Annotated in this window: 9 protein-coding genes and 1 pseudogene; 5 read left to right on the plus strand and 5 right to left on the minus strand. The window is 64.8% G+C overall.

Annotated features, from left to right (window positions below):
- The 4 genes from FNJ47_RS38705 to FNJ47_RS38720 all read right to left on the minus strand — a co-directional run.
- Positions 1-1,678, minus strand: a 1,678-nt coding sequence (locus FNJ47_RS38705; protein WP_163161092.1) for a potassium transporter Kup, incomplete at its 3' end; no start/stop codon positions are given.
- Between the two features lie 155 nt (positions 1,679-1,833).
- A complete protein-coding gene (locus FNJ47_RS38710; protein WP_163161093.1) occupies positions 1,834-3,744 on the minus strand; it encodes a potassium transporter Kup in 1,911 nt (636 codons plus the stop codon).
- A gap of 113 nt (positions 3,745-3,857) precedes the next feature.
- Complete coding sequence (locus FNJ47_RS38715; RefSeq protein ID WP_163161094.1) at positions 3,858-4,688, minus strand: OmpA/MotB family protein; 831 nt, start codon at positions 4,686-4,688, stop codon at positions 3,858-3,860.
- Between the two features lie 42 nt (positions 4,689-4,730).
- On the minus strand, positions 4,731-5,504 hold the full coding sequence (locus tag FNJ47_RS38720; RefSeq protein WP_163161095.1) for a motility protein A: 774 nt from the start codon (positions 5,502-5,504) through the stop codon (positions 4,731-4,733).
- A gap of 273 nt (positions 5,505-5,777) precedes the next feature.
- Here FNJ47_RS38720 and FNJ47_RS51815 point away from each other — a divergent pair.
- A pseudogene (locus FNJ47_RS51815) lies at positions 5,778-6,032 on the plus strand (alcohol dehydrogenase catalytic domain-containing protein); the annotation flags it as partial.
- On the opposite strand, the gene FNJ47_RS38730 reads toward FNJ47_RS51815, so the two are convergent.
- Positions 5,927-6,634 (minus strand): alcohol dehydrogenase catalytic domain-containing protein, encoded by a 708-nt coding sequence (locus FNJ47_RS38730; RefSeq protein ID WP_347341771.1) that lies wholly within the window; start codon positions 6,632-6,634, stop codon positions 5,927-5,929. The pseudogene FNJ47_RS51815 and the gene FNJ47_RS38730 overlap by 106 nt on opposite strands.
- A 273-nt stretch (positions 6,635-6,907) precedes the next feature.
- Between FNJ47_RS38730 and FNJ47_RS38735 the strand changes: the two genes are divergently transcribed.
- The 4 genes from FNJ47_RS38735 to FNJ47_RS38750 form a co-directional block, all read left to right on the plus strand.
- Complete coding sequence (locus FNJ47_RS38735; RefSeq protein ID WP_163161095.1) at positions 6,908-7,681, plus strand: motility protein A; 774 nt, start codon at positions 6,908-6,910, stop codon at positions 7,679-7,681.
- A 42-nt stretch (positions 7,682-7,723) separates the two neighbouring features.
- Positions 7,724-8,554 carry an OmpA/MotB family protein gene (locus FNJ47_RS38740; RefSeq protein WP_163161094.1) on the plus strand — a complete coding sequence of 277 codons (831 nt, stop codon included), beginning with the start codon at positions 7,724-7,726 and terminating at the stop codon, positions 8,552-8,554.
- A 113-nt stretch (positions 8,555-8,667) separates the two neighbouring features.
- Entirely contained in the window at positions 8,668-10,578 is a 1,911-nt protein-coding gene (locus tag FNJ47_RS38745; protein WP_163161093.1) for a potassium transporter Kup, read from the plus strand.
- Between the two features lie 155 nt (positions 10,579-10,733).
- Positions 10,734-12,411, plus strand: a 1,678-nt coding sequence (locus FNJ47_RS38750) for a potassium transporter Kup (RefSeq protein WP_163161092.1), incomplete at its 3' end; no start/stop codon positions are given.

The raw sequence follows: 12,411 nt of genomic DNA on the forward strand, positions 1-12,411 counted from the left end.
CGAACTTCAGCGCCACCTTGGAGAAAGTCTCGGTCAGCTGCTCCATCCGCACCCGCTCGGACGGATCGATGCGCGGCGTCGGCGCGGTCTCGATGGTTAGGATCACGTTCTTCTCGTGCAGCACCTTGTAGTGCTTGAGGCTGTGCATCAGCGCGGTCGGCGCACTGACGGGATCACTGGTCAGGAATACTGCGGTGCCGGAGACACGCTGCGGCGGCCGCTTCTCCAGCATCGCGACGAGATCGGCGAGCGGGAATTCCAGCTTGCGCGACTTCTCGAACAGCAGCCGGCTGCCGCGCCGCCACGTGTACATCACCACGATCATGGCGCCACCAAGCGCGAGCGGCACCCAGCCGCCCTCGAACACCTTGAGCAAATTGGCGGCCAGGAACGTGATGTCGAGGAACAGGAACGGCGCGACCAGCGCCGCAGCGGCGATCGGCGACCAGCGCCAGACCTTCCAGATCACCACAAAGCCCATCATCGCCGTCACCACCATGGTGCCGGTCACCGAGATGCCGTAGGCCGAGGCCAGCGCGCTCGACGAGCGGAACATCAGTACCAGCACGATGACCGCGATGAACAGGAACCGATTGATGCGTGGCATGTAGATCTGCCCGGAATGCGCTTCCGAAGTGTGGCGAATCTCGAACCGCGGCAGCAGGCCGAGCTGGATCGCTTGCCGGGTCAGCGAGTAGGCGCCGGTGATCACGGCCTGGCTCGCGATCACGGTCGCCAGGGTCGCGAGCGCAACCATCGGGATCAGCGCCCAGTCCGGGAACATCAGGAAGAACGGGTTCTCGATGCCCTTGGGATCGCCGATCAGGAGCGCGCCCTGCCCGAGATAGTTCAGCGCCAGCGACGGCAGCACGATGAACATCCACGCGGTCTGGATCGGGCGCTTGCCGAAATGGCCGAGGTCGGCATAGAGCGCCTCCGCGCCGGTCACGGCGAGGAACACGGCACCGAGCGTGATGAAGCCGATCACGCCGTGATGCAGCATGAACGACACCGCAAGCACCGGGTTGAATGCGAGGAACACCTCGGGATGCCGCGCGATCTGCGGCAACGCCGCAACGGCAATCACGGCGAACCAAACGCACATCACCGGCCCGAAGAAAGCCGCGACGCGCGCCGTGCCGCGCGACTGCACCGCGAACAGGAACACCAGGATCACCACCGTGAGCGGGACGACATAGGGATCGAAGGTCGAGGTGACGAGCTTGATGCCTTCGATCGCCGACAGCACCGAGAGCGCCGGCGTGATGACCGCGTCGCCGTAGAACAGCGCGCCGCTGATGATGCCGAGCAGCACGATCGCGCCGGCCCCCTTGGTGGCAGCGCGCTGCGCCAGCGCCATCAGCGCCAGCGTGCCGCCTTCGCCATTGTTGTCGGCACGGAGCAGGATCACGACGTATTTCAGCGTGACGACGACAATCAGCGCCCACAGGATCAGCGAGAGCACGCCGAGCACCGCATGCGCGGTCACCGCGCCCTCGCCGCCGGCAGCAGCGACAACGGCTTCACGCAGCGCGTAGAGCGGGCTGGTGCCGATGTCGCCATAGACGACACCGATACTGCCGAGCAGCAGCGCCTTGAAGGTGGCGGTCGAATGCGCCTCGCCATGGCCGTTTGCCGCCGGCGCTTCCGCCGCGGTGATCGCACTCTCGGATGACATGGGAAGCTGAGCCTCTGTCTTCTGCCGCACTGCAACAATGCCGGAACGCAGGCCTATACTCCCGGCAGGAATGCATAGGTTAGCACGGATTCAGGCCTCCACTATGCGTATCGCGCATAGATCAGGGCTTTTCAACGCCGGAATTCGCTGCTGGCTCAGATAGTTACCTGAGTACCCACTTCAACCACCCTCCCTGTCGGGATCTGGAAATAGTCGGTCGCATCGTTGGCGGACCGGCTCATCGCGATGAACAGATGGTCCTGCCACTGCGGCATGCCCGATTGGGCGGACGGCTTCAGCGACCGCCGCGACACGAAGAACGAGGTCGCCATGATGTCGAACTGCCAGCCGAGCTTGCGGGCGACCGCCAGCGCCTTCGGCACGTTCGGCGATTCCATGTAGCCGAAGCGCAGCCGAACTGCGGTGAACTTGTCGCTGATCTTCTCCATGTTGACGCGCTCCGACACATCGACCCGCGGCGTCGGTGCGGTCTCGATGGTCAGGATTACGTTGTGCTCGTGCAGCACCTTGTTGTGCTTGAGATTGTGCAGCAGCGCGGTCGGCACGAAGCTCGGGTCGCTGGTCAGGAACACCGCGGTGCCCTTGACGATGTGCGGCGGCCTCTTCTCCAGACTGCGGATCAGGTCACGCAGCGGAACCTCGATGCGGCGGGTCTTGGCGATGAGGATCGCGGCGCCACGGCGCCAGGTCCAGATCATCGTCGCCATCACGACGCCGAACAGCAGCGGCACCCAAGCGCCCTCGAGCAACTTCAGCAGATTGGCACTGAAGAACGTCATGTCGACGATCACGAACGGCAGGATCAATGCCGCTGCCGACGCCACGCGCCAGTTCCACAGCTTCCAGATCACGATGAAGCCCATGATGCCGTCGGCGACCATGGTGGTCGAGACCGCGATGCCGTAGGCCGAGGCGAGCCCGCTCGAGGTGCGGAACAGCAGCACCAGCAGCAGCACGCCGATCAACAGCAGCCGGTTGACCCGCGGCAGATAGATCTGCCCGGCATGGGTCTCCGAGGTGTAGCGGACCTCGAAGCGCGGCAGCAGTCCGAGCTGCACCGCCTGGCTGATCAGCGAATAGGCGCCGGTGATGACCGCCTGGCTTGCGATCACGGTCGCGGCGGTGGCGAGCCCGACCAGCGGCAGCAGCAACACGTCCGGCACCATGCGGTAGAACGAGTTCTCGATCGCCGCCGGATCGGACAGCACCAGCGCGCCCTGCCCGAAATAATTCAGCAGCAGCGAGGGCAGCACGAAGAACAACCAGCCGGACTGGATCGGCTTGCGGCCGAAATGCCCGAGATCGGCATACAGCGCCTCGCCGCCGGTCACCGCGAGGAACACGGCACCCAAGGTCACCAGGCCGACGGTGCCGTGGGTCAGCAGGAACTGGAGCGCGTAATAGGGATTAATCGCCGCCAGCACCGACGGATCGTCCATGATGTGGACCACCCCCATCACCGCGAGCGAGGCGAACCACACCACCATGACAGGCCCGAACGCCGAGGCGACGCGCGCGGTGCCGGAGCGCTGCACCGCGAACAGCGCAACCAGGATCAGGATCGTCAGCGGCACCACATAGTGCTCGAGATGCGGCGTCGCGAGCTTGAGGCCTTCGACCGCCGACAGCACCGAGATCGCCGGCGTGATCATGGAGTCGCCGATAAACATCGAGGCGCCGACCACGCCGAGCGCGAGCAGCGGCCAGCTGCGCCGTCCAAGCGCGCGCTGACCGAGCGCCATCAGCGACAGCGTGCCGCCCTCGCCATTGTTGTCGGCGCGCAGCAGCAGCAGGACGTATTTCGCGGTGACGACGGTGAACAGCGCCCACAGGATCAGGCTGAGCACGCCGAGCACCATGATGCGGGTGACGGGCTGGCCGTGCGCGGCGCCGCCGACCGCCTCGCGGAATGCGTAGAGCGGCGAAGTTCCGATATCGCCGAACACCACCCCGATGCTGCCCAGCGTCAGGGCCCAGAAGCTTGAGGTGCCCTGGCCTGTTGCTTGAGCATCCCGGGCTTCGGTGGATGAGACGCTGGCAGCCATGGCGAAGGTTGGAACGCCCGATCGGTTGATTTTGATCCGCGCGGCTATCGACGCTTCCGCCCCGCCTGTCAACCAACCAACAACCAGCTCGACGGTAGCATGGTATTTCGTGGTTACGGCTTCAGGTCCGGCGGCAGGGGCGGATTTTCCCGCATCAACGTGATGGTCACGCGACGGTTCGCCGGCAGCGTCGGATCGTCGGGAAACAGCGGCTGGCCGTCAGCCTTGCCGGAAACCGCGAAGACATGCGACGGCGGCAGCCCTTCCCGTTCCAGGATCTGTCGCACCGCATTGGCGCGGTCCGCGGACAGGTCGAAGGCGTCGTAATCGCTGCGCGCCGGCACGAAACCTGCGGCTGTATGCCCCACGATCGCGATCCTGAGCGGCGTCGCCTTCAGCGGCGCGGCGAGCTTCTGGATCAGCCGGCGGGTGCGCTCATACGGCTCCCTGGAGCCGTCGGCGAACATCGAGCGGCCGTCCTGGTCGACGATCTCGAGGTTGAGCCCCTCCTTGGTCTCCTCGAACATGATGTTCTTGGATATCTCGGTCAGCTCCGGCATGTCCTGCAGCGCCTGCCGCAGCGAGGCCGAGGCGAGCGCGAATTCGCGGTCGATCTTCAGCCGCGCGCCGTTGATCTGGCTGCGCTCCTTCTCGTCCGGCGTCGGATTGGCGGAGGACTCTTCCGGCGAGATGTGCTCGACATTCTTCAGCTTGGGCCGGGTCGGCAGGCCGTCGGACTCGACGATCCCGGAATAGCGCACATTGGTCTGCACGCCGAACGCGTCGCGCATCGAACCGGCGACGATCTTCAGCTTGTTGTTGTCCATGGTGGAGAATGCGACGAGCATCACGAAGAAGCTCATCATCAGACCCATCAGGTCGGCGAAGGTCACGAACCAGCCGTGACCTCCACCATGGGCGTCGCCGCGCTTTTTCTTGGCCATTGTCGCGTTTTTCCGGCTGCGTTTCCCGAACCCGCCGGCCGGTCAGGCCGGGACCGGCTCGCCTTCCTCGTGGCGATGCTTCTCCGGCAGATAGGCCAGCAGCATCTCGCGCACCAGCGCGGGGCTCTTGGAGTCGCGGATCATCAGGATGCCGTCGATGATCAGCGTGCGGTTGGTCTCCTCGTCGAGCAGCTTGCCGTGCAGCTTGTCGGCGATCGGCAGGCAGAACAGGTTGGCGACCAGCGCGCCGTACAAGGTCGCGAGCAGCGCGGTTGCCATGAACGGGCCGAGCTTGGAGGGGTCGGTCATGTTGGCGAACATCTGCACCATGCCGATCAGCGTGCCGATCATGCCGAACGCCGGCGCGCAGTCGCCGATCGCGCGGTAGATCTTGCTGCCCTCGTCGAGGTGCATCAGGAAATTGTCGCGGTCGCGCTCCATGTTGTCGCGGATGAATTCGAGGTCGTAGCCGTCGGCGACATAGCGGATGCCCTTGGCGAGGAACGGCTCGTCGGTCTCGACCTTCTCCAGGCCGACCGGGCCCTGCTTGCGGGCGATCTCGGCGATGCGGGCAAGCTCGTCGACCAGGTCGCGCGCCGACAGCCGGCTCATGGTGAAGGCAAATTTGGCGCCGAGCGGCAGGCCATGCAGCATCACGCCGAGCGGAAAGCGGATCATCGTTGCCGCGATCGAGCCGCCAAAGATGATGATCATGGCGTGCTCGGAGATGAACATGTGCAGATCGCCGCCCATGAACATCATCACCGAAATGACGATGATGCCAGCCAACAGCCCGGCGCCTGTCATGATATCCATGAGAAACTCCAACGCGAACGCAATCCGCCTGTCCTGGACGGCGCGCAGCCCAAGGCGGGCCGCGTGGAAAAACCCTATCGTTAATGCCATTAAGGACGCGTTACCGAATTTGGTAGGGATAACAACGGGTAAACGCCGGTCTTCTCGCGATGTCGTTGAAGATGCTGGATTTCCGCATGGGATGCCGTCGCTGCATGCGCAAAAGGCCTCCCCGTAGAACAACGGACATGAGATAGGTTCGACCAGAGGAAACGAACAAGCGAGCAGGACAGGATGAAGGCGGTCGTCGTCGAGCAATATGCGCCCATCGATCAGATCGAGCTGAAGCAGATCGCCACCCCTGAACCCGGCCCCGGAGAGATCCGCGTCCGCGTCCATGCCGCGAGCATCGGCTTCGTCGATGGGTTGAAGGTCGAGGGCCGCTACCAGACCAAGGATGCCCTGCCCTTCACGCCCGGTGCGGAATTCGCCGGCGTGGTCGATGAGGTCGCAAGCGATGTCACCGGCATCGCGCGGGGCATGCGGGTGATGGGCGCGGCACGCTCGGGCGCATTGGCCGAGTATATCGTGGTGCCGCCAGCCGCCATCGAGATCATGCCCGACGGACTGTCGATGGAGGCCGCCGCGACGACGCGCGCGCCGAGCAGCTTGCCGACCTGGATCGCGGCGATGCCGGTGCCGCCGGCGGCCCCGAGCACCAGCCGTTGCTCGCCGGAGCAAAGCTGGCCGCGCTCGCCGAGCGCGTAGAGCGCGGTGAGGTAGTTGGTGCGGAAGGCGGCGGCGGCCTCCATCGACAGTCCGTCGGGCATGATCTCGATGGCGGCTGGCGGCACCACGATATACTCGGCCAATGCGCCCGAGCGTGCCGCGCCCATCACCCGCATGCCCCGCGCGATGCCGGTGACATCGCTTGCGACCTCATCGACCACGCCGGCGAATTCCGCACCGGGCGTGAAGGGCAGGGCATCCTTGGTCTGGTAGCGGCCCTCGACCTTCAACCCATCGACGAAGCCGATGCTCGCGGCATGGACGCGGACGCGGATCTCTCCGGGGCCGGGTTCAGGGGTGGCGATCTGCTTCAGCTCGATCTGATCGATGGGCGCATATTGCTCGACGACGACCGCCTTCATCCTGTCCTGCTCGCTTGTTCGTTTCCTCTGGTCGAACCTATCTCATGTCCGTTGTTCTACGGGGAGGCCTTTTGCGCATGCAGCGACGGCATCCCATGCGGAAATCCAGCATCTTCAACGACATCGCGAGAAGACCGGCGTTTACCCGTTGTTATCCCTACCAAATTCGGTAACGCGTCCTTAATGGCATTAACGATAGGGTTTTTCCACGCGGCCCGCCTTGGGCTGCGCGCCGTCCAGGACAGGCGGATTGCGTTCGCGTTGGAGTTTCTCATGGATATCATGACAGGCGCCGGGCTGTTGGCTGGCATCATCGTCATTTCGGTGATGATGTTCATGGGCGGCGATCTGCACATGTTCATCTCCGAGCACGCCATGATCATCATCTTTGGCGGCTCGATCGCGGCAACGATGATCCGCTTTCCGCTCGGCGTGATGCTGCATGGCCTGCCGCTCGGCGCCAAATTTGCCTTCACCATGAGCCGGCTGTCGGCGCGCGACCTGGTCGACGAGCTTGCCCGCATCGCCGAGATCGCCCGCAAGCAGGGCCCGGTCGGCCTGGAGAAGGTCGAGACCGACGAGCCGTTCCTCGCCAAGGGCATCCGCTATGTCGCCGACGGCTACGACCTCGAATTCATCCGCGACAACATGGAGCGCGACCGCGACAATTTCCTGATGCACCTCGACGAGGGCAGCAAGATCTACCGCGCGATCGGCGACTGCGCGCCGGCGTTCGGCATGATCGGCACGCTGATCGGCATGGTGCAGATGTTCGCCAACATGACCGACCCCTCCAAGCTCGGCCCGTTCATGGCAACCGCGCTGCTCGCGACCTTGTACGGCGCGCTGGTCGCCAACCTGTTCTGCCTGCCGATCGCCGACAAGCTGCACGGCAAGCTGCTCGACGAGGAGACCAACCGCACGCTGATCATCGACGGCATCCTGATGATCCGCGACTCCAAGAGCCCCGCGCTGGTGCGCGAGATGCTGCTGGCCTATCTGCCGGAGAAGCATCGCCACGAGGAAGGCGAGCCGGTCCCGGCCTGACCGGCCGGCGGGTTCGGGAAACGCAGCCGGAAAAACGCGACAATGGCCAAGAAAAAGCGCGGCGACGCCCATGGTGGAGGTCACGGCTGGTTCGTGACCTTCGCCGACCTGATGGGTCTGATGATGAGCTTCTTCGTGATGCTCGTCGCATTCTCCACCATGGACAACAACAAGCTGAAGATCGTCGCCGGTTCGATGCGCGACGCGTTCGGCGTGCAGACCAATGTGCGCTATTCCGGGATCGTCGAGTCCGACGGCCTGCCGACCCGGCCCAAGCTGAAGAATGTCGAGCACATCTCGCCGGAAGAGTCCTCCGCCAATCCGACGCCGGACGAGAAGGAGCGCAGCCAGATCAACGGCGCGCGGCTGAAGATCGACCGCGAATTCGCGCTCGCCTCGGCCTCGCTGCGGCAGGCGCTGCAGGACATGCCGGAGCTGACCGAGATATCCAAGAACATCATGTTCGAGGAGACCAAGGAGGGGCTCAACCTCGAGATCGTCGACCAGGACGGCCGCTCGATGTTCGCCGACGGCTCCAGGGAGCCGTATGAGCGCACCCGCCGGCTGATCCAGAAGCTCGCCGCGCCGCTGAAGGCGACGCCGCTCAGGATCGCGATCGTGGGGCATACAGCCGCAGGTTTCGTGCCGGCGCGCAGCGATTACGACGCCTTCGACCTGTCCGCGGACCGCGCCAATGCGGTGCGACAGATCCTGGAACGGGAAGGGCTGCCGCCGTCGCATGTCTTCGCGGTTTCCGGCAAGGCTGACGGCCAGCCGCTGTTTCCCGACGATCCGACGCTGCCGGCGAACCGTCGCGTGACCATCACGTTGATGCGGGAAAATCCGCCCCTGCCGCCGGACCTGAAGCCGTAACCACGAAATACCATGCTACCGTCGAGCTGGTTGTTGGTTGGTTGACAGGCGGGGCGGAAGCGTCGATAGCCGCGCGGATCAAAATCAACCGATCGGGCGTTCCAACCTTCGCCATGGCTGCCAGCGTCTCATCCACCGAAGCCCGGGATGCTCAAGCAACAGGCCAGGGCACCTCAAGCTTCTGGGCCCTGACGCTGGGCAGCATCGGGGTGGTGTTCGGCGATATCGGAACTTCGCCGCTCTACGCATTCCGCGAGGCGGTCGGCGGCGCCGCGCACGGCCAGCCCGTCACCCGCATCATGGTGCTCGGCGTGCTCAGCCTGATCCTGTGGGCGCTGTTCACCGTCGTCACCGCGAAATACGTCCTGCTGCTGCTGCGCGCCGACAACAATGGCGAGGGCGGCACGCTGTCGCTGATGGCGCTCGGTCAGCGCGCGCTTGGACGGCGCAGCTGGCCGCTGCTCGCGCTCGGCGTGGTCGGCGCCTCGATGTTTATCGGCGACTCCATGATCACGCCGGCGATCTCGGTGCTGTCGGCGGTCGAAGGCCTCAAGCTCGCGACGCCGCATCTCGAGCACTATGTGGTGCCGCTGACGATCCTGATCCTGGTTGCGCTGTTCGCGGTGCAGCGCTCCGGCACCGCGCGCGTCGCCTCGGCGTTCGGGCCTGTCATGGTGGTGTGGTTCGCCTCGCTCGCGGTGATGGGGGTGGTCCACATCATGGACGATCCGTCGGTGCTGGCGGCGATTAATCCCTATTACGCGCTCCAGTTCCTGCTGACCCACGGCACCGTCGGCCTGGTGACCTTGGGTGCCGTGTTCCTCGCGGTGACCGGCGGCGAGGCGCTGTATGCCGATCTCGGGCATTTCGGCCGCAAGCCGATCCAGTCCGGCTGGTTGTTCTTCGTGCTGCCCTCGCTGCTGCTGAATTATTTCGGGCAGGGCGCGCTGGTGCTGTCCGATCCGGCGGCGATCGAGAACTCGTTCTACCGCATGGTGCCGGACGTGTTGCTGCTGCCGCTGGTCGGGCTCGCCACCGCCGCGACCGTGATCGCAAGCCAGGCGGTCATCACCGGCGCCTATTCGCTGATCAGCCAGGCGGTGCAGCTCGGACTGCTGCCGCGCTTCGAGGTCCGCTACACCTCGGAGACCCATGCCGGGCAGATCTATCTGCCGCGGGTCAACCGGCTGCTGTTGATCGGCGTGCTGCTGCTGGTGCTGCTGTTCCGCACCTCGAGCGGGCTCGCCTCGGCCTACGGCATCGCGGTCTCGACCACCATGGTCGCCGACGGCATCATGGGCTTCATCGTGATCTGGAAGCTGTGGAACTGGCGCGTGGCGTCGGCAGCGGCATTGATCCTGCCGTTCGTGATCGTCGACATGACGTTCTTCAGTGCCAATCTGCTGAAGTTGCTCGAGGGCGCTTGGGTGCCGCTGCTGTTCGGCGTCGTGATGGCGACGATGATCTGGACCTGGCGCCGTGGCGCCGCGATCCTCATCGCCAAGACCCGCCGCATCGAGGTTCCGCTGCGTGACCTGATCCGCAGTCTGGAGAAGAGGCCGCCGCACATCGTCAAGGGCACCGCGGTGTTCCTGACCAGCGACCCGAGCTTCGTGCCGACCGCGCTGCTGCACAATCTCAAGCACAACAAGGTGCTGCACGAGCACAACGTAATCCTGACCATCGAGACCGCACCGACGCCGCGGGTCGATGTGTCGGAGCGCGTCAACATGGAGAAGATCAGCGACAAGTTCACCGCAGTTCGGCTGCGCTTCGGCTACATGGAATCGCCGAACGTGCCGAAGGCGCTGGCGGTCGCCCGCAAGCTCGGCTGGCAGTTCGACATCATGGCGACCTCGTTCTTCGTGTCGCGGCGGTCGCTGAAGCCGTCCGCCCAATCGGGCATGCCGCAGTGGCAGGACCATCTGTTCATCGCGATGAGCCGGTCCGCCAACGATGCGACCGACTATTTCCAGATCCCGACAGGGAGGGTGGTTGAAGTGGGTACTCAGGTAACTATCTGAGCCAGCAGCGAATTCCGGCGTTGAAAAGCCCTGATCTATGCGCGATACGCATAGTGGAGGCCTGAATCCGTGCTAACCTATGCATTCCTGCCGGGAGTATAGGCCTGCGTTCCGGCATTGTTGCAGTGCGGCAGAAGACAGAGGCTCAGCTTCCCATGTCATCCGAGAGTGCGATCACCGCGGCGGAAGCGCCGGCGGCAAACGGCCATGGCGAGGCGCATTCGACCGCCACCTTCAAGGCGCTGCTGCTCGGCAGTATCGGTGTCGTCTATGGCGACATCGGCACCAGCCCGCTCTACGCGCTGCGTGAAGCCGTTGTCGCTGCTGCCGGCGGCGAGGGCGCGGTGACCGCGCATGCGGTGCTCGGCGTGCTCTCGCTGATCCTGTGGGCGCTGATTGTCGTCGTCACGCTGAAATACGTCGTGATCCTGCTCCGTGCCGACAACAATGGCGAAGGCGGCACGCTGGCGCTGATGGCGCTGGCGCAGCGCGCTGCCACCAAGGGGGCCGGCGCGATCGTGCTGCTCGGCATCATCAGCGGCGCGCTGTTCTACGGCGACGCGGTCATCACGCCGGCGCTCTCGGTGCTGTCGGCGATCGAAGGCATCAAGCTCGTCACCTCGACCTTCGATCCCTATGTCGTCCCGCTCACGGTGGTGATCCTGGTGTTCCTGTTCGCGGTGCAGTCGCGCGGCACGGCGCGCGTCGCGGCTTTCTTCGGGCCGGTGATGTGCGTTTGGTTCGCCGTGATTGCCGTTGCGGCGTTGCCGCAGATCGCGCGGCATCCCGAGGTGTTCCTCGCATTCAACCCGGTGCTTGCGGTGTCGTTCATGCTGCATCACGGCGTGATCGGCTTCATCACGCTCGGTGCCGTGTTCCTCGCCGTGACCGGCGCGGAGGCGCTCTATGCCGACCTCGGCCATTTCGGCAAGCGCCCGATCCAGACCGCGTGGATGTTCATCGTGCTGCCGTCGCTGGCGCTGAACTATCTCGGGCAGGGCGCGCTCCTGATCGGCGATCCCAAGGGCATCGAGAACCCGTTCTTCCTGATGTTCCCGGACTGGGCGCTGATCCCGATGGTTGCGCTCGCGACCCTGGCGACCGTGATCGCGAGCCAGGCCGTGATCACCGGCGCCTACTCGCTGACCCGGCAAGCGATCCAGCTCGGCCTGCTGCCGCGGTTCGAGATTCGCCACACTTCGGAAGCGCATTCCGGGCAGATCTACATGCCACGCATCAATCGGTTCCTGTTCATCGCGGTCATCGTGCTGGTACTGATGTTCCGCTCGTCGAGCGCGCTGGCCTCGGCCTACGGCATCTCGGTGACCGGCACCATGGTGGTGACGGCGATGATGGGCTTTGTGGTGATCTGGAAGGTCTGGCGCTGGTCGCCGATCGCCGCTGCGGCGCTGGTCGCGCCGTTCCTGTTCCTCGACATCACGTTCCTGGCCGCCAATTTGCTCAAGGTGTTCGAGGGCGGCTGGGTGCCGCTCGCGCTTGGTGGCGCCATGATCGTGGTGATGTACACGTGGCGGCGCGGCAGCCGGCTGCTGTTCGAGAAGTCGCGCAAGCTGGAATTCCCGCTCGCCGATCTCGTCGCGATGCTGGAGAAGCGGCCGCCGCAGCGTGTCTCCGGCACCGCAGTATTCCTGACCAGTGATCCCGTCAGTGCGCCGACCGCGCTGATGCACAGCCTCAAGCACTACAAGGTGCTGCACGAGAAGAACGTGATCCTAACCATCGAGACCGCGCCGACGCCGCGCATCGATCCGTCCGAGCGGGTGCGGATGGAGCAGCTGACCGAGACTTTCTCCAAGGTGGCGCTGAAGTTCG

The sequence above is a fragment of the Bradyrhizobium uaiense genome (genome assembly GCF_010811875.1).
Classification (GTDB): Bacteria; Pseudomonadota; Alphaproteobacteria; order Rhizobiales; family Xanthobacteraceae; genus Bradyrhizobium; species Bradyrhizobium uaiense.

Coding starts and splice junctions, on each gene's coding strand:
- FNJ47_RS38710 (WP_163161093.1), bottom strand. CDS start 3,744: ATGGCTGCCAGCGTCTCATCCACCGAAGCCCGGGATGCTCAAGCAACA.
- FNJ47_RS38730 (WP_347341771.1), bottom strand. CDS start 6,634: ATGAAGGCGGTCGTCGTCGAGCAATATGCGCCCATCGATCAGATCGAG.
- FNJ47_RS38740 (WP_163161094.1), top strand. CDS start 7,724: ATGGCCAAGAAAAAGCGCGGCGACGCCCATGGTGGAGGTCACGGCTGG.
- FNJ47_RS38715 (WP_163161094.1), bottom strand. CDS start 4,688: ATGGCCAAGAAAAAGCGCGGCGACGCCCATGGTGGAGGTCACGGCTGG.
- FNJ47_RS38720 (WP_163161095.1), bottom strand. CDS start 5,504: ATGGATATCATGACAGGCGCCGGGCTGTTGGCTGGCATCATCGTCATT.
- FNJ47_RS38735 (WP_163161095.1), top strand. CDS start 6,908: ATGGATATCATGACAGGCGCCGGGCTGTTGGCTGGCATCATCGTCATT.
- FNJ47_RS38745 (WP_163161093.1), top strand. CDS start 8,668: ATGGCTGCCAGCGTCTCATCCACCGAAGCCCGGGATGCTCAAGCAACA.